At 70.8% G+C, this 20,195-nt stretch carries 16 protein-coding genes; 4 read left to right on the top strand and 12 right to left on the bottom strand.

Annotation, left to right across the window (positions count from 1 at the left end; all coding sequences use genetic code 11):
- Positions 1-58 precede the first annotated feature (58 nt).
- Complete coding sequence (locus H9641_RS17305; RefSeq protein ID WP_191805667.1) at positions 59-481, top strand: phage holin family protein; 423 nt, start codon at positions 59-61, stop codon at positions 479-481.
- Entirely contained in the window at positions 478-765 is a 288-nt protein-coding gene (locus H9641_RS17300; protein ID WP_191805666.1) for a DUF3618 domain-containing protein, read from the top strand. Before H9641_RS17305 ends, H9641_RS17300 begins: the two co-directional genes overlap by 4 nt.
- A gap of 163 nt (positions 766-928) precedes the next feature.
- Here H9641_RS17300 and H9641_RS17295 read toward each other — a convergent pair whose 3' ends face one another.
- Positions 929-1,141 (bottom strand): BldC family transcriptional regulator, encoded by a 213-nt coding sequence (locus H9641_RS17295; protein ID WP_030151000.1) that lies wholly within the window; start codon positions 1,139-1,141, stop codon positions 929-931.
- A gap of 362 nt (positions 1,142-1,503) precedes the next feature.
- On the opposite strand from H9641_RS17295, the gene H9641_RS17290 reads away from it, so the two are divergent.
- A complete protein-coding gene (locus H9641_RS17290) occupies positions 1,504-1,803 on the top strand; it encodes a DUF3073 domain-containing protein (RefSeq protein ID WP_369800640.1) in 300 nt (99 codons plus the stop codon).
- A 175-nt stretch (positions 1,804-1,978) separates the two neighbouring features.
- On the opposite strand, the gene purM is transcribed toward H9641_RS17290, so the two are convergent.
- Both purM and purF read right to left on the bottom strand, forming a co-directional pair.
- Positions 1,979-3,097, bottom strand: a complete 1,119-nt coding sequence (gene purM / locus H9641_RS17285) for a phosphoribosylformylglycinamidine cyclo-ligase (RefSeq protein WP_191805665.1) — start codon at positions 3,095-3,097, stop codon at positions 1,979-1,981.
- A 57-nt stretch (positions 3,098-3,154) separates the two neighbouring features.
- Positions 3,155-4,702, bottom strand: coding sequence for an amidophosphoribosyltransferase (gene purF / locus H9641_RS17280; RefSeq protein WP_191805664.1), 1,548 nt, complete (start codon positions 4,700-4,702; stop codon positions 3,155-3,157).
- A gap of 117 nt (positions 4,703-4,819) precedes the next feature.
- Here purF and H9641_RS17275 point away from each other — a divergent pair, with 117 nt between their 5' ends.
- Positions 4,820-6,181, top strand: a complete 1,362-nt coding sequence (locus tag H9641_RS17275; protein ID WP_191805663.1) for a hypothetical protein — start codon at positions 4,820-4,822, stop codon at positions 6,179-6,181.
- A 109-nt stretch (positions 6,182-6,290) separates the two neighbouring features.
- Here the strand turns inward: H9641_RS17275 and H9641_RS17270 are convergent, their stop codons facing one another.
- The 9 genes from H9641_RS17270 to H9641_RS17230 all read right to left on the bottom strand — a co-directional run bounded on the left by H9641_RS17270 (position 6,291) and on the right by H9641_RS17230 (position 19,993).
- Positions 6,291-6,710: a hypothetical protein gene (locus H9641_RS17270; RefSeq protein WP_191805662.1), complete on the bottom strand. Its 420-nt coding sequence runs from the start codon at positions 6,708-6,710 to the stop codon at positions 6,291-6,293.
- 196 nt (positions 6,711-6,906) lie between these two features.
- On the bottom strand, positions 6,907-11,613 hold the full coding sequence (locus tag H9641_RS17265; RefSeq protein WP_191805661.1) for an ExeM/NucH family extracellular endonuclease: 4,707 nt from the start codon (positions 11,611-11,613) through the stop codon (positions 6,907-6,909).
- A 390-nt stretch (positions 11,614-12,003) separates the two neighbouring features.
- Positions 12,004-12,381 (bottom strand): sterol carrier family protein, encoded by a 378-nt coding sequence (locus H9641_RS17260; protein WP_191805660.1) that lies wholly within the window; start codon positions 12,379-12,381, stop codon positions 12,004-12,006.
- Positions 12,382-12,476: 95 nt separating this feature from the next.
- Positions 12,477-14,099, bottom strand: a complete 1,623-nt coding sequence (locus H9641_RS17255) for an RNB domain-containing ribonuclease (protein ID WP_318244663.1) — start codon at positions 14,097-14,099, stop codon at positions 12,477-12,479.
- A 209-nt stretch (positions 14,100-14,308) separates the two neighbouring features.
- Positions 14,309-15,196, bottom strand: coding sequence for an ABC transporter ATP-binding protein (locus H9641_RS17250; protein ID WP_191805659.1), 888 nt, complete (start codon positions 15,194-15,196; stop codon positions 14,309-14,311).
- Positions 15,193-16,107, bottom strand: a complete 915-nt coding sequence (locus tag H9641_RS17245) for an ABC transporter ATP-binding protein (RefSeq protein ID WP_191805658.1) — start codon at positions 16,105-16,107, stop codon at positions 15,193-15,195. The genes H9641_RS17250 and H9641_RS17245 overlap by 4 nt, the downstream gene beginning before the upstream one ends.
- A complete protein-coding gene (locus H9641_RS17240; RefSeq protein WP_225220645.1) occupies positions 16,104-17,276 on the bottom strand; it encodes an ABC transporter permease in 1,173 nt (390 codons plus the stop codon). Before H9641_RS17240 ends, H9641_RS17245 begins: the two co-directional genes overlap by 4 nt.
- Positions 17,269-18,264 carry an ABC transporter permease gene (locus H9641_RS17235; protein WP_191805657.1) on the bottom strand — a complete coding sequence of 332 codons (996 nt, stop codon included), beginning with the start codon at positions 18,262-18,264 and terminating at the stop codon, positions 17,269-17,271. The genes H9641_RS17240 and H9641_RS17235 overlap by 8 nt, the downstream gene beginning before the upstream one ends.
- Positions 18,265-18,310: 46 nt before the next feature.
- On the bottom strand, positions 18,311-19,993 hold the full coding sequence (locus H9641_RS17230) for an ABC transporter substrate-binding protein (protein ID WP_191805656.1): 1,683 nt from the start codon (positions 19,991-19,993) through the stop codon (positions 18,311-18,313).
- Between the last annotated feature and the right edge of the window lie 202 nt (positions 19,994-20,195).

Raw genomic sequence — 20,195 nt, 5'->3', positions numbered from 1 at the left:
GCAGGCATCCCCTGCGTGCACGGGCGCTCCGGCCGGACGCGCCAGGAAGGTGAGCACCATGAGCGACTGGGACGACGGGCAGACGCCTCCCCCGAACCCGAAGCCCTCGATCGGCAAGCTCGTCGAGCAGATGTCGGAGCAGGCCACCCGCCTGGTCCGCACGGAGATCGCGCTCGCCAAGAAGGAGCTGACGACCAAGGCCGCCCGATCAGGCATCGGGATCGGGATGTTCGTCGTCGCCGGCGTCCTGTCCCTGTACGCGCTCGGCTTCCTCCTGCACTCGGCCATGGTCGGCCTCGCGCACGCCGTCCCGCTGTGGCTCGCCGCGCTGATCGTCGGCGTCGTCCTGCTCCTGGTCGCCGGCCTCCTGGCCTTCGTGGGCAAGAAGCAGCTGACCAAGGGCATGCCGCCGACCCCCGAGTCGACCATCGCCAACCTCAAGGAAGACGTCGCCACCGTCAAGGAAGGACTGCGCCCGTGAGCACCGAACCGACCCAGGCCGAGCTGGAAGCCGAGATCGCACGGACCCGGGCCGAGCTCGCGAGCACGATCGACGAGCTCACGACGCGACTCGACCCGCGCACCCAGGCCGCGAACGTCGCGCACCAGACCAAGCAGGCGGCAGCAGACACGGGGACCTTCTTCACGGGCGGCGGGCTACCCGAGCACGACCCGGTACGGGCGCGCAACGTGAAGATCCTCGTCACCGGGACCATCGCGATCGTCGCCCTGGTCGTCGCCGCGATCCTCCGCAAGAGGTCCTGACGGGCCCCGGCACGAACGAGCCCGGCGCCGGTGGCGCCGGGCTGTCGGCTGGTCGAAGTGAAGAGGCTGCGGACGCGACGGGGAGCACCGGGAAACGGGTCCCGGAGCTCCTCAACGGACCGACAGCGTGGGCTGGGCGCAGGAGTGTCCACCGCGCCGTCGGTCAGCCCTTGTCGACGCCCTCGGCGTTCTCGCTCGCGGCACCGAGCAGCGCGCGAACCTCGGACTCGCGGTAGCGCCGATGCCCCCCGAGGGTCCGGATCGACGACAGCTTGCCGGCCTTGGCCCAGCGAGTGACGGTCTTGGGATCGACGCGGAACAGGCTCGCGACCTCGGCCGGTGTGAGCAGAACTTCGGACTCTCCATGGACGGACATCACTGCACCTCCTCCTAGCGACTGGCTGGTCCGACGGTGACGTCGGAACGCGACGACAGCACTGCGCTAGCCCCTCTATTGTCGCAGCATGACGATTTTGGGCGACTTGGCAGACAGGGTGAATTAGACGGGGTATGGCCGGTACAGGTGTTTCGGTCCCGCCGAGGACCGTCGCGGTCGACGCTCGGCGAGGCGCCGGGACACCCTCGAGACACTCCCCGCGCAACCCTCGCGAGCCCTGCTCGTCCGGGCCCGCCGGGGGCATGAGGCACCCTCGCGGCCACGTCGTTGTGTGGAGACAGTGTGACAAGGCACCCGTTCGGAGCATCCGAGTGGCTGGAATGTATCCCGAGCATGTACCGTTGGACTCTGAACAGACGAAACAACACCCCGGGGCCGCACGTCTGAGTACGTTGCCGCCCCGCTTCTACGTTGAGGGGGTCGGAGCCATGGGCCGCGGCCGTCAGAAGGCTAAGCAGACCAAGGTCGCTCGTGCGCTGAAGTACTACAGCCCCGAGACGAACTATCAAGCTCTCGAACAAGAGCTCACCGGTCATAGCCACACGGATCTCGCGACAGATCCTCGCTACGGAGCGAGGTCTTCCGAGGACAACAACGGAGACTACGACCAGCCGTTCGCCGGCTGGTCCGACGACCGCTGACACGATCTCGACCCCCTGCGACCAGCAGGCCCCAGGGGACCGCAGATCGGTATGATCGCGAGTTCGTCAGTCGACCGACCGACCCGCGAGGCGTTCCCCGTACGACGAAGGCGCGTCCTTCTCCCCCAGGCTCCAGGGCCCGAGCGAGAAGGACGCGCCTTCGTCGTACCTGCGCTCAGTTGCGGTAGTCACCCGTCAGGCGCACGGCGCCGGCGTGGACTCCCTTGGTACCCACGACGAGGTCCTCGCCGAGCGAGGAGGCCGTGGTCGACTCGTCGAGGGCGCTGACCGTCCCCAGGACCCAGGCCGGAAGGCCCAGCTCGGCGCACCGGGCGAGCGCCGCGTCGGCACCGTCCGCTCCGACGATCGCGACCATGCCCACGCCCAGGTTGAGCGTGTTCTCGAGGTCGCGACGCGGCACGTTGCCCAGGTCGCGCACCACGGTGAAGACCGGCGGGACGTCCCACGAGCCGCGGTCCACGGTGCCGACGAGGCCTGCCGGCAGGACGCGGGCGAGGTTCGCCGCGAGCCCGCCACCCGTGACGTGCGTGAACGCGTGAACCTGCGCGGCGTCGTCGTGCGCCAGGGCGAGGCAGTCGCTCGCGTAGACGCGCGTGGGTTCGAGGAGCTCCTCGCCCAGCGTGCGGCCGAACTCCTCGACCTCGCGGTCCAGCTCCCAGCCCGCGTGCTTGACGACCGCACGCACCAGCGAGTAGCCGTTCGAGTGCAGGCCGGACGAACCCAGCGCGATGAGGACGTCGCCCTCTCGGACGCGCTCGGGGCCGAGCAGGCGGTCCGCCTCGACGACCCCGGTGGCTGCGCCCGCGACGTCGTACTCGTCCTCGCCCAGGAGGCCCGGGTGCTCGGCGGTCTCGCCGCCGACGAGCGCCGTGCCGGCGACCTCGCACGCGGCCGCGATGCCGCGGACGATGCCCGCGATGCGCTCCGGTACCACCTTGCCGCACGCGATGTAGTCCGTCATGAACAGCGGCTTGGCGCCCACCACGACGATGTCGTCGACGACCATGCCGACCAGGTCGAAGCCGATCGTGTCGTGGATGTCCAGAGCCTGCGCGATCGCGACCTTGGTGCCCACGCCGTCGGTCGACGTCGCGAGCAGCGGCTTGGTGTAGGTCGCGACCTCGCTGAAGTCGTAGAGCCCGGCGAAACCGCCCACTCCTCCGAGGACCTGGGGGCCGTGCGTGCGTCGCACGGCGTCCTTCATCAGCTCGACGGCCTTGTCGCCCGCCTCGGTGTCGACACCGGCTGCGGCGTACGTGAGACCTTCAGACACGAATGAACTCCTGGTGGTTGCGGCGCGCCCGGTGTCCGGGCGGTGCGTCGTACGGGGTCAGGGATGGTCGAGGGCGGTCCCGCCGCCCACTCCCACGGAGAGCGAGCGCAGACCGTCCTCCGGTGCACCGAGCGGGAGCTCGGCCTGCTCGAGGAGGTGCTTGCCCAGCTGGTCGTCCGGGGGCAGCTCGATGGGGTACTTCCCGGTGAAGCAGGCGGTGCACAGCTGCGACGCCGACTGCTCGGTCGCCGCGATCATGCCCTCCTCCGAGATGTAGCCGAGGGTGTCCGCGCCCAGGGAGGCGCCGACCTCGTCCGGGGACAGGCCGTTCGCGATGAGCTCGGCGCGGGACGCGAAGTCGATCCCGTAGAAGCAGGGCCACTTGACGGGCGGGGAGCTGATCCGGACGTGGACCTCGGCCGCCCCGGCCTCGCGGAGCATGCGGATCAGTGCGCGCTGCGTGTTGCCGCGGACGATCGAGTCGTCCACGACGACCAGGCGCTTGCCACGGATCACGTCGCGCAGCGGGTTGAGCTTGAGCCGGATGCCGAGCTGGCGCAGGGTGTCCGAGGGCTGGATGAAGGTGCGTCCGACGTAGGCGTTCTTGGTCAGGCCCTGCCCGAACGGGATGCCCGACTCCTGCGCGTACCCGACCGCGGCAGGGGTCCCGGACTCGGGGACGGGGATCACGAGGTCCGCCTCGATGCCGTGCTCGCGGGCCAGCTGGCGCCCCATCTCGACACGCGCTGCATGGACCGAGCGGCCGTTGATCGAGGTGTCCGGGCGTGCGAGGTAGACGTACTCGAAGACGCAGCCGGCGCGCTCGACCGGCGCGAAGCGCTGCGAACGCAGGCCGTCCCCGTCGATCGCGATGAGCTCGCCGGGCTCGACCTCCCGGACGAACGAGGCGCCCACGATGTCGAGCGCCGGGGTCTCGCTCGCGACGACCCAGCCGCGCTCGAGGCGTCCGAGCACGAGCGGGCGCACGCCCTGCGGGTCACGCGCCGCGTAGAGCGTCTTCTCGTCCATGAAGACGAGGCTGAAGGCACCGCGCAGACGAGGGAGGACCTCCATCGCGGTGTCCTCGAGAGAGTGGTCGTCGTCGCCCGCGAGCAGCGCGGTGATGAGCGCCGTGTCGGTCGTGTTGCCACGCGCGAGCTCGCCCCGGCGCTGGGCGCCGTAGCGCTCGGCGACGAGGTTCACGAGCTCGGCCGAGTTGGTCAGGTTGCCGTTGTGGCCCAGGGCGACGGTCCCGGCGGACGTCGCGCCGAGCGTCGGCTGGGCGTTCTCCCAGGTCACCCCACCCGTGGTGGAGTACCGGCAGTGCCCGACGGCGATGTGTCCGGTCAGGGCGTTCAGCGCACGCTCGTCGAAGACCTGGGAGACGAGTCCCATGTCCTTGTAGACGAGGATCTGCTCACCATTGCTGGTCGCGATCCCGGCTGATTCCTGACCGCGGTGCTGCAACGAGTACAGACCGAAGTAGGCAAGCTTGGCGACCTCTTCGCCGGGCGCCCAGACACCGAAGACGCCGCAAGCGTCCTGGGGGCCTTTCTCGCCGGGCATGAGGTCGTGGTTAAGAAGTCCATCTCCGCGGGGGGCCACGGCTCCAGTCTCCCATACGGTCGCCGTTCGCCAGAAGCCGCGATCGAGAGATGGACCGGTCGCCCCGAGGAGGCCTCGCCCCTGTACGGGCAGCGCCGTGGTCGCTACCCTCGCGCAGTGACCGACTCCCCCGAAGGCTCCCCCGGCAGGACGATCGCGCTGCTCGGGCGACGCGTCCCGACGAGCACGCTCCGGCTCGTCGAACCCGCGCCGAGCCGCGCACAGGTCCTCGCCGACGGCCTGCTGACGATCTCGAGGACCGTCCTGTACTCGGCCGGCCTCGGTTTCCTGGTCCTCCTCGGCACCTGGCTCACGCTCGAGGAGGGGTTCCCGGACGTCTGGCGAGACCTGCACCTCGACCCGGTCAGCCGGGCCTCGATCATCTACGTGTGCGCGGTCCCCGCCGCGGGCGGCGTCCTGTACGCCCTGTCGAGCGCCGCGTCACGCACACTTCTCGCGCGCAGGCTCGACGCGCTCGCCGGCACGGCTCCCGAGCACGTGCCGGTGCGCACGGTTCGGGCTCGCGCGCTGGCCGACGACGCCACCCCCACGACACCTCTCGTCGGTTTGTGCGTCGCCCTCCTGGTCGCCGTCGGGGTCGCCGTCCTCCTGGTGGCGCCCGTGATGATCTTCGCGAGCGACATGGTGGCGGTCGGGCTCACCGTCCTCGCCGGGTCGGCTCTCCTGACCGTGCTCGTCGGGTTCGCACTGTCCGGGCTGAGAGGCCGGGGCCGGCGGGCGTGGACGGCCCTGACCGACCGGCCGAGGCAGGCCTGGAACGACGAGGTCGTACGGAGCGCCGTGCGCACCGAGAAGCGTCTCCGCCCGGCCGACGAGCGGACGATCGACCTCGGCAGGCTGCACCGCCTGGCGGCCAGGGCCCAGAAGCCGCTGACCGTCGTCGGCGGCGTCCTGCTCGGGGCGGGACCGGTCGTGGGGATCGTCGCGGTCTACCTCCGCAAGCCGGGCAAGAACGCCGACACCCGGTACTTCGACGAGGCGGGGGAGGTGGCGATCGACGTGCTCATCACGGCAGGGGCCGTGCTCGCGCTGGCGGGGTCGGCGGTCCTCCTGCTCGCCCTCGTGGCGACCACCGTCGTGAGGGTCCGCGAACGCCGCGCGCTGCGCAGACATGCGCTGGCCGACGACGCGGGCACGTGGCGGCCCGACGACGCGCTCGTCCGGCGGGCCCTCGACGGACCGCCCCTGCTCTGGGCGGGAGGTGTCCTGGTCCTCGGGCTCGCGACCGTCGTCGTCCCGGCGGTCCTGGCGCTGCTCCAGGTCACGGGCGATCCCGCGCACCCGCTGGCGGCGTACCGCAGCACGATCGGGGCCACGGGTGCGGTGTCGGTCGCGATCGCGCTCCTCGGAGCTGCCGCAGTGGTCGCCGGCATGCCGGCGGGGGTCCGGTTCCGTCAGCTGGTCCGCCAGACGTGGCATCCCGGGGACGATCCCGCACCGGTGGTCGCCGGCTCGTGACGCGGACGGCCTGCCCGCCGGGGCAGTCCGCCCACGAGGAGATCACCGGTCGAGCATGACGGCAGGCCCGAGTTCTCGACGAGCCGCCGCGGTCACGACGTCGAGGATGTCAGCGGCGCAGGCTGCGCTTGTCGGCCCAGATCGCGAGCGCGCCCGCGACGAGCGTCGTGAGCGTGGTCGTCCCCAGCACGATCACGCTGAGGTAGACACCGGGCTTGAGGACACCGCTCGCCGCGGGGGACACGAGCCACGAGATGCCGATCGCCAGGCCGAGCACGATCCCTGCCAGGGCGCCGGTCAGGAAGAAGGCCTTGTAGCGCGGAGCGCGTCGGACGGTCGTCGGGTCGATGACCGACTCGATCTCGACCTCGTCGCCACGAAGGCCCTCGTTCGCGTCGTCGCGCGGTGCGCCGACCGCTTCCGGGTCGGTACGGCCCGCGGCGCCGGTCGAGCCGGCCTCCGGGGTCGAAGCGGCGTCGAGGCCGGTCGGGGTCTCGTTCACGTCGGGGTCGGGGGTGCTCGTGCTCACGCGCCGACAGTACCCCGTCCCACTGGGAATCCCCTGTGCCGGCCTCACGTCCCGGGGCCGACGCGGACCGCGCCCGCTCCGGGGTGGGTGCCGCACCGGTGCGGCTCGCACCCGGGGGGTGAGACGCCGTCGGGCCTGCTCCCCTGGCGACCAGGAGAGCAGGCCCGACGACGTTCAGACCGTCACACGCGCTGCATCAGCCGCACGTGACCGCCGGGTAGGCCAGGTCGTAGGTCTCGTAGAAGCCCTGACCGTCCTGCCACTTGTACGCCGCGACCCGGACCGTGCCCGCAGGCACCGACGTCGCACGGCTGTTGAAGGACTGCGCCGCGATCTTGCCCGGGAGAAGCTTGGTGAACTTCTTCTCGCCGAACGCGGTCGTGTAGCGCACGTCGATCGGGAGCGACTCGCCGTTCACGCCCTTGACCGACAGCTGGACGCGACCCGCGACGCACTGGGTCGTGGCCGTGAGGCCGTCCATGACGACGTCGGGCAGGTCTGCGCCCTCGACCGTCAGGGCGAGCCGCGTGACCGTCCCGCTCGGGGCGGCGACGACGTACACGCCGTACTCGCCCCCTGCGGTCTCCGCCGGGACCGGCACCTCGAGGCTCGCAGCCCCGTTCGTGACCGTGCCCGTGGCGACCGGCGTGCCCGGGTTCGCCGCGTCGAACGCCGTGCCCGCAGGCACGAGGTACGCCGAGACGCCCGTGTTGAGCGGGCTGCCGAGCGACGTGAGGTTCAGACGCGAGACCTTGGCCGTCACGGACTCGCCCGCGGTGACCGTCCCCAGACCGTCCGCGACCACGCTGCGACGAGCGAAGTCGGGGCTGAGGTTCGGGTGGGTCTGCAGGTAGGAGATCCACGCGTCGCGGTCGATCAGACCCGAGTCACGGGCGTCCGTGCCCTGCGCGAAGACCCGGAAGTTGTCACCACCGGTGGCGAGGAACGAGAACGTCGCGACCCGGTACGTCTTGGCCGGGTCGAGCGGCTCGCCGTTGACGAGGACCGAGGTGACGTTGTCGCCGGGGGTGGCGTTCACGTCGGTCGTCTTGACCGTGTACTTGACGTTGTCCGACAGGCCGAGGGCCAGGAACGGGCGCGACGGGCGCGTGCCGTCCGGGTTGGTCTGCCACTGCTGCTCGAGCATCGTCTCGACCTGCGCACCCGTGAGGGACACGGTCCACAGGTTGTTGACGAACGGCAGGACCGCGTTGGCCTCGGCGTAGGTGATCACGCCGTCGTCGCCGTAGAACAGCTCGTTGCGCAGGCCACCCGCGTTGACGACACCGAAGTCGGCGCCGCCACGGGCCGGGTCGGCCAGCGTGTCGAGCAGCGAGGTCGCCACGAGGTTGCCGAGGGTCGACTCCGAGGCACGGTCGTCACGACCCGTGGACGGGAGCGGGCCCGAGCCCTTGTACTTGCCGTCGACGTACGAGCCGCCCAGGAAGGCGGTCGTGATGTCCGCGGTGACCGAGCCGACGGGCTGGGCACCGATGACCTCGGCCTGCGCGAGCGCCGCGTCCACGATCGTCTTGACCTCGGCCACGCGCGGGTACGCCGCGACGAGCTCCGGGGCGGGCGTCGTGGTGCGCTTGACGTTCGCGACCGAGTAGTCCGTGACCTCGTCGGTCGCGGTGTCGAACGTCAGGCTCACGTGCCCGATGTTCTCGCCGTAGCTCCCGGTCTGCAGGACGGGACGGGTCTTGTCGGTGCCGGGGATCGGCGCCTCCCACGCGTACTGCTTGTGGGTGTGGCCCGTGAAGATCGCCGCGACGCGCGCGTCCGTGTCGTTGACGATCTGCTCGAACGCGCCCTGGTGGGCGAGCTCCTGCTCGAGCGACGAGCCGTCCGGCGTGCCGGCGCTCGCGCCCTCGTGGTACAGCGCGACCAGGAGGTCGGCCTCACCGTTCGCCGGGTCGCCGTCTCGCAGCTGCGCGGCGACACGGTTCACGGCCTCGACGGGGTCGCCGAACGAGAGGTCCGCGATCCCGGACGGGGTCACGAGCGTCGGGGTCTCCTCGGTGACGGCGCCGATGACGCCGACCTTGACGCCGTCGACGTCGATCACCGCGTACTCCGGCAGGACCGGGTTGGTGGTGTCCTTGGCGTAGACGTTGGCACCCAGGTAGGACCAGTCGGACGCGTCGGTGACGCGCCCGGCCAGGTCGCTGAAGCCCTTGTCGAACTCGTGGTTGCCCACCGCGGAGGCGGACAGGTCCAGGGCGTTGAGCACGTCGATGGTCGGCTGGTCGTCCTGCAGCGCCGACGCGAAGAGCGAGGCACCGATGTTGTCGCCGACCGACAGGAACGCCGTGCCCGCCGGGTTGGCGGCGCGCAGCTGCTCGACGGTCCCGGCGAAGTTGACCGTGTTCGCGTCGATACGACCGTGGAAGTCGTTGATCGCGAGCAGGTCGAGCTCCTTGACCCCGCCCGGCTCCTCGCCGCCCAGCTCGAGGCCGACGACGATCGGGTCGTGGTCGGACGAGCGGAACGCCGTGGTGTCGTACAGGTTCGAGACGTTGTAGTTGAAGCGGCTGTACTCGTTCGCGATGGGCTCGACCGAGTTGATGTTCCAGATGTCGGTGTCCGTCACCGCCGCGGCGGCGCCCGGCGAGGCGAGCACGTGGTCGAGCGAGCCGACGAGGCCGTCGAACAGGTACGTCTCCTTGCCCGTGGTGGGGCCGAGGTCGACGAAGCCTGCGTCCGTCAGGACCTTGATCGGGTCCTCCTGGGCGTAGGCGTTGAAGTCTCCCGCAAGGAGCACCTTGTCGGTGCCCGCAGCCGTGGAGACCTGGTCGGCGAACGTGACGAGCGCCGTCGCCTGCTTGACGCGCGAGGCGTTCGAGGCGCCCTGCCCGTCGCCCTGGTCGGCGTCGACGCCCGAGCCGGAGCCCTTGGACTTGAAATGGTTCGCGATGACGACGAAGTCCGTCGCAGCCTCTCCCCCGGCGACCCGGAAGGTCTGGGCGAGCGGCTCACGCGCGTTGTCGAACGCCGCGACGTCGTGGATGACCGAGGCCCCCACGGGCTCGACGGCCGCCGGACGGTAGATGAAGGCCGTCCGGATGACGTCCTCCGAGGCGGGCAGCGTGGCCGGGGAGGGCACGAACGCCCAGGTCCCCGCACCGGCCGCAGCGTTGAGCTTCGACGTGAGCGTCGAGAGCGCCGCGTCGCGGTTCTTGCCGAAGGCCTTCGAGTTCTCGATCTCCTCGAGCGAGACGACGTCCGCGTCGAGCGCGTTGATCGCCGCGACGATCTTGGTCTCCTGACGCTGCAGGTTGGTCGCGTTCGCCGCGCCGCGGGCGTCGCAGCCCGTGCGCACCGTGATGGGGTTGCCCTCGCGGTCCGTGTAGAACTGGCACCCGCTGAGCTGGTCGCCCGTCGTGGTGAAGTAGTTCAGGACGTTGAAGGTCGCCACGGTCACGTCGCCGCCCACGGCCTCCGGGGAGTCCGTGCGCGTGTTCGCGAACGTCGCGGGCTGGACCGCGGCGGCGTTGGCCGGGGTCAGCTCCGTGACGGGCTGGAAGTTCCAGCCGTCGAACCGGTAGTCGAGCACGACCGGGGACGTGAAGGTCGCGAGCGCGCCGACACGCACCGGGGCACCGCCCGTGAGGTACGGCAGGGGCTTGGCCTTGTTGGCCGCGTTGTTGAAGTTGGTCGTCGCACCGTCGTCGAGGTTGACCCGGCGGGCGTTGGCGTCGGTGACCGCGGCTGCGGCCTCCGCGCTGCCCGGGCGGCCGACCGACGTGGGCTGACGCAGCGGCTCGGTGCCGCTCGCCAGGACGACCGAACCGTAGTAGTTCGTGTCGTAGTTGTCGGCGACGACGTAGTCACCGGCGGGCTGGACCAGCATGCCCTCGAGCTTCTCGCGGTCCGCGTCGGTCGCGGGGTACGCGACGTTCGCGGGCTTGACGACCTCTGCCGGGTCCGTCAGGACCTTCCAGCCGCCGGCAGCAGGCGTGACCTGCGTCAGGCCGAAGTACTCCGAGACCACACCCGTGACCTCGACGTGCTGGCCGACCTGCAGCGCCGTCGCCGCGGCCTTCGAGTACACGAAGAGGCCGTCCGACGCGGTGTGCGTCGCGAGGTCGAGGTCGCCGCCCGAGCCGGCGGTCTGGATGTAGAGGCCGTCGAACCCGCCCGACGGGTAGGTCGCGGTCACGACGCCGCGCGTCGTGACGGTCTGGCCCACGAGGGGGCTCGCGGCGCCCGTGCCCTGGATCTCGGCGATGGTCTTGGCCGTGCCGGGCTCGGGGTCCGGGCCGGGGCCCGAGCCGCCGCCGCTGTTCTGCGGGGTGACGGTGCTGCTGACCGCGAAGTCCACGGAGTTGTTGTCCGTGTCCGCGCCGGTCGCGCGGTTGAGCGAGCCGGGCACGTTGTTCGCGGTGCCCGCGGGCGCCGCGGCGGTCTCGAACGTGTTGGACGTGCCGTACCCCAGGAGGTCGACGACCTGCGGGTTGCCCACGAGCGAGCCCGGCGTCAGCGTGATCGCCGAGGGAGACTTGACCAGCGCGAGCGTGCCGTTCTGCCCCTGCGGGGCGATGGTGCCCGTCGCGTCGGGGGTCGGGAGGGCCGCGCCGGTCGCGCCGTTCGAGGCGCCCTGGACCAGGTAGTAGCCACCGGCCTTGATCTTGCCGGACAGCGGGACGACGCCGTTCGAGGCACCCGTGCCCGTCGCGGAGCGGTACTGGACGGACCAGCCCGAGAGGTCGATGTCCGCGTTCGTCGGGTTGTAGAGCTCGACGAACTTGTTGAGGTACGGGGCGTTGGCGCTGCCGCCGTTGAGGTACGCCTCGTTGATGACGACGGACGACCCGTCGACCGCAGCAGAGGCAGCCCCCGCGGCTACCGTGCTGAACGCCGCCGTGGCGACGAGCGACGCGGACAGGGTGGCCGCGACCACACCTCTCCTGCGTCGGGACTGATGGTGACTACCGATCACGCTGACTCCTTCGTGTCGTGGCCGGGTTCCCGGCGCGCCCACCTCGGCGCGGGTGGCGCAGGTGCGGGCTCTGGAATCCAACAGCAGGCTGATGAACGCGCGGTGTCCGGCCGGTCACTTCCGGTCGAACGCCCGCTTCCCCCTACGAACGGCACTGTCCTGCCGGGGAGCGCGACGTCGTCGTGCGTAGACCGGTCGACGGGCGCCGTCGCCCGTTCGTCCTGGCACGCTATCTCACGATGCAGACACTGGAAACTTCCTGGGTGCGGGTCGCGGGGCGAAGTTCACCCGCTGGCCGGGAGGGGTGCCAGTGCCCGACGGCGGCGCGCAGGCCCGCGCGCTCGGCTCGCCCTACCTGTCGCGGCGACGGGCGGCCTGCAGCGGCAGCAGCCCCGAGATGTCCGACCGTTCGCCCGAGGCGCTGATGCGTCCGTCGGCGACGGCCTCGGCCCAGACCACGGTGCCGGTGACGAGGCCGAGCCAGGTCTCGGGATCCGTCTCGACCACGTTGGGCGGGGTCCCGCGCGTGTGCCGCGGACCCTCGACGGCCTGGACCGCCCCGTACGGGGGGACGCGGACCTCGACCGCGTGGCCCGGCGAGACCTCGGCGAGCTCCTCGAGCGTGAAGCGGACGGCGGTCGTGACCTCGGGGCGGCCGGCGACGCCGTCCTGCCAGGCGGCCAGGGCGGTGCGGCCGACGGCCGGGTCGGTGCGGCGACGAGGAGGCATAGGTCCATCCTCCCCTCTCCCCTGCCGAGTGCATGATTGCGCTGCGACTCGCCGGGCGTTTCGCGGCGGAATCATGCACTCGACGGGGCGGGGCGTCAGACCAGGTCGAAACCGACCCGTCGCAGCTCGATCGACGCCTCGCGCAGCCGCACCCGGACGGGTTCGCCGAGCGGCAGGCCGACGCCCTGGACGCTCGCCCGGACCGCGGGCTCGGCGATCACGACCTGGCCGCGGACCAGGTCGCGGCCGGCCTCCGCCGAGGCGGCCTCCGCCGGGGCGTCCGCACCGGCAGCGGGATCGCCTGCCGCGGAGGCGTCCGACCCGCTGTCGACCGACGCCTTCGCAGCCCTCGCGGCCCGCTCGGCGTCCTTGGTCGCGCGGCGTCGGCGCTCGTCGTCGTTCTCGACGTCGACCACGACCGCGTCGAACTCCTCGCCCACGCGGCCCGCGAGCAGGGCGGCCTCGACGACGTCGACGCTCGACCGCTCGTACGAGCCGGCCCTCTGTCCCGTACGAGCCATGGTCCGCGGCAGGCCGGGGAGCGCCTCGCGCACCCAGGTCGGGACCTGCGTCCCCGCGCTGAGCGCCAGGCAGATCTCGGTGCCGTAGCGGTCGACCAGGCGGCGCAGCGGTGCGGTCACGTGCGCGTACTCGGCCGCGATGGCGGCGTGCGCGACGTCGTCGGGCACCTCCTGAGGCTGCCCCACCCCACCGAAGGGCGCGTACGAGGCTCCCCGGAACAGCGACGTCGCCTCGTTGAGGAACGCGGCGTGCCGTGAGCTGCCCGAGTCGAGCGTCGGCAGCAGGTCGCCGTACGGGACGTCCTTGGGCCAGTCGATCCCCAGCGCCCGGGCCGTGCGCCGCAGGCGCGCGAGGTCGCGCGGGTCCGCCGCGGGCAGGGTGCGGAAGATCCCGACGCCACCCGCGCGCATGAGCTGCGCCGCCGCGATCCCGGTCAGCAGCGAGATCTGGGCGTTCCACCCCTCGACCGGCAGCGTCGAGCGGAACGCGAGCCCGAACGTCCCGTCCGGGTGCACCACGACGTCCTGCTCGGGCACGTTGAGCGACACCCCGCCCCGCTCGCGCTCACGCGCCTCGCGCAGCAACCCGATCTCGCGGAGCAGGTCGAGCATCTCCCCCGCGTCACCGGCGTCGAGGCGCGCCTGGACCTCCTCGTAGGTGAGTCGGGCCGTGCTGCGCACGAGGGCGCGCTCGACCCGCGCGGAGACGATCTCCCCGCGCGCGTCGAGCCCGACGTGCCAGACGGCGGCGGGCCGGTCCGCGTCCGGCAGGAGGCTCGCAGCGGACTCGGACAGCACCTCCGGGTGCAGCGGGGTGCGCTCGTCGGGGCCGTAGAGCGTCATGCCCCGCTCGTTGACCTCGGCGTCGAGCGCACCCCCCGGGGTCACGAACTCCCCGAGGTCCGCGATCGCGTACCGCACGAGGAATCCCCCGGGGGCGCGCTCGAGGTGGACGGCCTGGTCCAGGTCCATGGACCCCGGCGGGTCGATCGTCACGAAGCCGACGGCACGCAGGTCCGCACGCCCCGACGACACGTCGGTCGCAGCCGCGGCCGCGGCGTCGTCGAGCACGTCCTGCGGGAACTCCGCGGGGATCTCCATCTCGGCGCGCAACGACGCGAGCGCGGCGAGGACCGGGTCGACCGCGGGCCGGACAGGGGCGGTGGTGGGCGCGATGCGCAGGTTCCTGGTGGGCACGAACCGACTCTAGGCCGTCGCTCCGGGCGTCGGACGGCGGCGCGACCGGGTCGTCGGACGCCAGAGCCGGGCGACCTCGCGGGCGGCCTCGCGGGCGAGGTCGCCACGGCCAGGCCCGGCGACAGAGGAACGGCCCCGGGCTGTGCCCGGGACCGTTCCTCGTCCTGCCGGTCGCCTGCTCGCCACCGGCACCGCCGTGACGGCCGACCTCAGAGGTCGGCCGTGCCGAAGCGGTCGCGCACCGCACCGGCATCCCCCGAGGTTGCCGACGCCGACGCGAGCTCTCTGCGCACCTCCTCGCGGAGCCGCCCGTGGTTCTCCGGGTTGGGCGCCGCCCCCAGGAGGAGCTTCGTGTAGTCGTGCTGCGGGTTGAGGATGACCTCGTCCGACGGCCCACGTTCGACGATCTTCCCGCGGAACATCACGATGATCTCGTCGCTGAAGTGGCGAGCCGTCGCGAGGTCGTGCGTGATGTAGAGGACGCCCAGGCTCTCCTCGCGCTGCAGCCGCGCCAGGAGGTTCAGCACCGACAACCGGATCGAGACGTCCAGCATCGAGACCGGCTCGTCGGCGACCAGGAAGCGGGCTCCGGGAGCGAGCGCACGGGCGATCGCCACCCGCTGCCGCTGGCCCCCGGAGAGCTCGTGCGGTCGCCTCGCCGCCACGATCGACGCGGGCGTGAGGTTGACCCGCTCGAGGAGCTGGTGGACCTGGGCATCGATCTCCGCCCGCCCCTTCGCCTTGCCGTGCAGCCGGAGAGGGCGCTCGAGATGGTGCGCGATCGTGTGGAACGGGTTGAGCGAGGCGAACGGGTCCTGGAAGACCATCTGCACGTCGCGCCGGTACGTCGCGAGCCGTCGGCCCCGCGTCGCGCTCGTGCGACCGTCGATCAGGATCTCGCCCGACGTCGGCGTCTCGAGCTTGGAGATCATCCGGGCGACGGTCGACTTGCCCGAGCCGGACTCTCCGACCAGGGCGATCGTCCGACCGGGTTCGAGCGTGAACGAGACGTCGTCGACCGCGCGGAACTTCCTGCCCGCCCCGCCGCCCCGCACGCGGAAGTCCTTGGTGAGGTGCTTGACCTCGAGGGTGCTCACGACGCTTCCCCTTCCGTGCTCTCACCGGTTCTGACGAACGACCCGCGCTCCCCGGTGAGGCTGGGGAACGAGGCGAGGAGCTTGCGCGTGTACTCGTGCTGCGGCCTGGTGAAGATGTTGGCCGACGTGTTGAGCTCGACGATCTCGCCGTGGCGCATCACCGCGATCCGGTCGCTGATCTCGAGGAGCAGGGGCAGGTCGTGCGTGATGAAGACGACCGCGAAGCTGAACTGCTCGCGCAGCCGCATGATCTCGCGGAGGATGCCTCGCTGCACCACGACGTCGAGCGCGGTCGTGGGCTCGTCCATGATCATGACCTGCGGGTTGAGCGCGAGCGCCATGGCGATCATGACGCGCTGGCGCATGCCGCCCGACAGCTCGTGCGCGAAGCTGTTGAGCCGCGCCGGGTCGACCCCGACGAGCCGCAGCAGCTCTTGGCTGCGCTCGAGCTTCTCCGCGTTCGACATGTCGGGGCGGTGCGTGGTGAACACGTCGAACAGCTGCGACCTCACGCTGATGACCGGGTTCAAGGAGTTCATGGCTCCCTGGAAGACCATCGAGATCTTGTCCCACCGGAAGGCTCGCAGCGCGTCGCCCTCGAGCGCGGCGACGTCGACGTCCGTGCCGTCCTGGTCGTGGAAGACGATCTCACCTGCGGTGCGCAGGGCAGGCGGCTTGAGCAGCTGGTTGATCCCGTAGGCGAGGGTCGTCTTGCCGCAGCCCGACTCCCCGGCCAGGCCGAGGATCTCGCCCCGGTGGAGCGTGAGCGAGACGTCCCTGACGGCCTTGACCGGCGGCGAGACCTCGTACTCGATCGAGACGTTGCGGGCAGTGAGGACCGGAGCCAGCCCCGCGATCGCCTCCGCGTGGTCGGGGGTGGTCAGAGGACCGGTCGTGAGCGCGGTGCTCATGCGTTCACCCTCTCCTTCTCCAAGGCGTTCCCGCCGGTGTCGTCGCCGTCGACGGGAGCGTCCTGCGCCGGGGCCGGGTGCGCGCCCTCGCCGCGGACCTGCGCCTTGCGCGCCTGGCGGACGCTCTTGACGGCGGCCGGAGCCGTGCGCAGCTTGGGGTTGATGATCTCGTCGATGCTGAAATTGATGAGCGAGAGGCCGCAGCCGAACAGCGCGATCATGAGGCCCGGCGGCACGAACCACCACCACGCGCCGATCGTGAACGCGTTGTGCTGGCTGGCCTGGTTGAGCATGGTCCCCCACGTGATGGCACCCGACGGGCCGAGACCGAGGTAGGACAGGCCCGCCTCCGCGAGGATCGCGAGCACCACCGCGAAGAGGAACTGCGCGGCGAGGAGCGGCAGGAGGTTCGGGAGGATCTCGACCGTGATGATCCGCAGCGGCTTCTCGCCCGCGACGCGGGAGGCCGCCACGTAGTCGCGGCTCCGGAGCGACTTGGCCTGCGAGCGCAGCACGATCGCCGATCCCGCCCAGCTCGTCAGGCCCAGCACCACGGCGATGATCCACATGCTGCGGCTCTCCATGTAGCTCGCGATCACGATCACCAGCGGGAGGCCCGGGATGACGAGCATGACGTTGGTGACGAGCGACAGGCCCTCGTCCGTCCAGCCGCCGACGTAGCCGGCCACGATCCCGAAGAACAGCGACAGCACCACGGCGATGGCCCCCGCGACGAGCCCCACGGTCAACGAGCCGGCCGCGCCCTCCGCGAGCTGCGCGAAGAGGTCGGCACCGAGGTTGTTGGTGCCCAGCAGGTGTGCCGCGCTGGGCGGCTCGAACACCGGGTTGTCGTAGTTCCAGGGGTCCTGGGTGACGAACGGTGCGATGACCGCGAACAGCACGATGCCGATCGTGAGCACCAGACCGACGACCAGCTTGCCGGACCTGCGCGGGAGCATCTCGCGGAAGCCGCGGCGCGGCGGGGCGGTGACCGGCGCGTCGGCCGCGAGCGCGGCAGACGGGACGTCGCCGTCGGACGCCGGGACGTCGGGCACGAGCCCGTCCGTGCGGATGCTGGGCGCGATCCCGTCGGCCACCGCCTCGGCGACCGGGGACGAGCTGGTGGCGGGGGTCACGAACTCCCGCGTGCGGATGTCGTCGTCAGCCATTGTGCCGAGCCCTCGGGTCGATGAAGCCGTACAGAAGGTCCATGAGGAAGTTCGCCGCGAGCACCGTGACGGTGATGACGAGGAACACCCCTTGCATGAGAGCGAAGTCCTTGTCCTGGACCGCGTTGATCATCAGCTTCCCGACACCGGGGTAGGTGAAGACCTGCTCCATGACGATCGACCCCGCGACCACGAAGCCGAGCGAGACGCTGAACCCGGCGAGCGAGGGCAGCGCCGCGTTCCGCGTGGCATAGGTCGTGAGGACCCGGAAGGGACGCAGGCCCTTGGCCTCGGCCGTGGTGATGTAGTCCTCGGACAGCGTCGAGACCATCATGTTGCGCATGCCGAGGAGCCAGCCGCCCACCGAGGACAGGACGATCGTCAGCGCAGGCAGGAAGCCGTGGTAGACCGCGCTCGAGAAGAACTCCCACGTGGCCACGGGCCCGTCCGGGAACATGAACGTGTCGTACCCACCGATGATCGGGAACCACGCCAGGTTCACGGAGAACACCGCGATGAGGATGAGGGCGAGCCAGAAGTACGGCACGGACTGCAGGAGGGTGGACGCCGGGATGATCCCGTCCACCCAGGTACCCCGCCGCCAGCCGACCCACGCGCCCAGCGAGATGCCGATGACGAAGGACAGCACGGTCGCCAGGCCCACGAGCACGATGGTCCACGGCAGGGCCTGACCGATGAGCTCGGACACCGGGGCGGGGAACTTGGTGATGGACGTCCCCAGGTCACCGTGCAGCAGGTTGTTCCAGTACCGCAGGTACTGGTCCCACAACGACGACTGGTCGTCGGAGCCGAAGAGGAGCTGGATGCTCTTCTCCATCGCGGGGGTGAGCTCTCCCTTGCGGGCCATCTTGGCCCGGAAGATGTCCTCCGCGTTGCCCGGCATGAGCCGGGGGATGAAGAAGTTGAGGGATATGGCGGCCCACAGGGTGATCACGTAGAACGTGAGCCGCCGCGCGTAGTACTTCACCGTTCGTTACGTCCCGTCGTCATCGAAGCTCCTCCTCGGCCCGGCGTCACTCGGTCGGCTTGATGGTGCTCAGCACCACGCCTGCCGAGACCGACCCCCATGACGGCGGGAAGGCGTACAGGTCGCCCTCGGTGGGCCACCCGGTGAAGTCCTTCTGGTCGAAGAACGTCTGCGTCGCGTTGATGACCAGCGGGATGTACGGGAGGTCACGCGTGATCTCGGTCTGGATCGTCGCGTAGGCGGCCTTCTTCGCGGCCTCGTCGTTCGTCGCCGCTGCGGCGTTGACCGCTGCGTCGACCGTGGGGTTGGAGTAGCGGGAGAAGTTCCACTCGCCGGACTCGAGCTGGGTCCCGACGGGCTGGGTGTACTCACCGCTGAACCAGTCGCGGTAGATCTGGAACGGGTCGGCGACCGAGGTACCGACGACACCACCCATGATCAGCTCGAAGCTGCCGGTCTGGCGCGAGTCCGAGAACTCGTCCCACGTGACGGTGCTGGCCGTGACGGCGATGCCGGCGGCCTTGGCCTGCGCGGCGATGAGCTCGGCGGCGGCGTTGTAGTCGCTCCAGCCCTCGACCGACGTGAGGGTCAGCTCGACCTTCTTGCCGTCCTTCTCGTAGATGCCGTCGCCACCCTTGGTGTAGCCCGCGGCCTCGAGGATCTTGCCGGCCTCGGCAGCGTTCGCCTCCTGCGGGCTGACCTTCTCGACGTCGGGGGAGATCCACTTGTCGTCACGACCGAGCAGGGCGAACGTCGGCGAGATCTCGCCCGCGAGGCCGACGAAGGCCTTCTCGTTGATGACACCGCGGTCGATCGCGACGTTGAGCGCCTGGCGGACGGCGACGTCCGTCTGGGCGCCGGCGCAGCCGGCGTCGACGTTGGCGCACGTGTACAGCACGGTCGGGTCCTGCGGGGTGTTGATGTACCCGAGGCGACCGTCGGCGGTGAGCGCGTCGGGGTCCGCCACGAACATGCCGGCCCAGTCGACCTTGCCAGTCTTCAGCAGGCTCTCGGCCGAGGTGTTCGCGTCGATCCCGAGGTACTGGACCTTCTCGACGGCGGGTGCGCCACCCCAGTAGTCGGGGTTCGCGACGATCGTGTAGGACGCGTCGGACGTGCTCTGGACGGTGTAGGGCCCGGTGCCGACCGGCGCCTCGTTGGCGAACGTGACCGGGTCGGGGACGTCCTTCCAGACGTGCTGAGGAACCATCCAGGACGCACCGAGGAGGGCGAACTCGTTGGTGAACTGCGGGCCCGTGAAGGTCAGCTTGACGGTCGTGGGGTCGACGACCTCGGCGGAGGCGAGGTACTCCGGCTTGGAGGTGTCGTTCGTGAAGGACCAGACGACGTCCTCGGCCGTGAACGGCTTGCCGTCGTTCCACGTGACGCCCTCACGGATCGTGATCGTCAGCTCGGTGCCGTCCTCGTTGAACTCGAAGGACTCTCCCAGCATCGGGGTGGGCGCCTCGGCGCTGGCCTTGTTGTAGTAGAAGAGCGTCTCGTACACGCCACCGAGCGCGGCATGGAGGACCGTCGGTGCGTACGGGTTGAAGTTCGCGACGATCGGCGTCTGGCTGCCGGCCCACACCGTGAGCACGCCGTCGCCCTTGCTCGCGGAGCCCTTGTCCCCGTCGTCACCCGACGAGCCGCAGCCCGTGGCGAGCAGCGTGAGGCCGGAGGCGAGCGCCACCGCGGTGAGAAGGCGCGTGCGCCCCTTGCTTCGGATCATCATCGGTCCTTTCGAGTCGTCGACGCCTCATCACGTCGATCAGCCCCGCTCGGCGGGTATGTGCAGGAACACTAACGAATCAAGGGTGCCCTGCGAACCAATAGAACAGGAAAGTTACCTAAATGAAACACGTCAGCGGTCGGGCACGGCAGGACCCGCAGGAATCCGCGGCTCCGGTACCGCGCCGGCCGCGACCTCAGCG

It is taken from the genome of Oerskovia merdavium, from assembly GCF_014836755.1.
GTDB classification, from domain to species: Bacteria; Actinomycetota; Actinomycetes; order Actinomycetales; family Cellulomonadaceae; genus Oerskovia; species Oerskovia merdavium.
The sequence above is the reverse complement of the archived record's forward strand: the minus strand, read 5'-3'. Positions and strand labels throughout refer to the sequence as shown.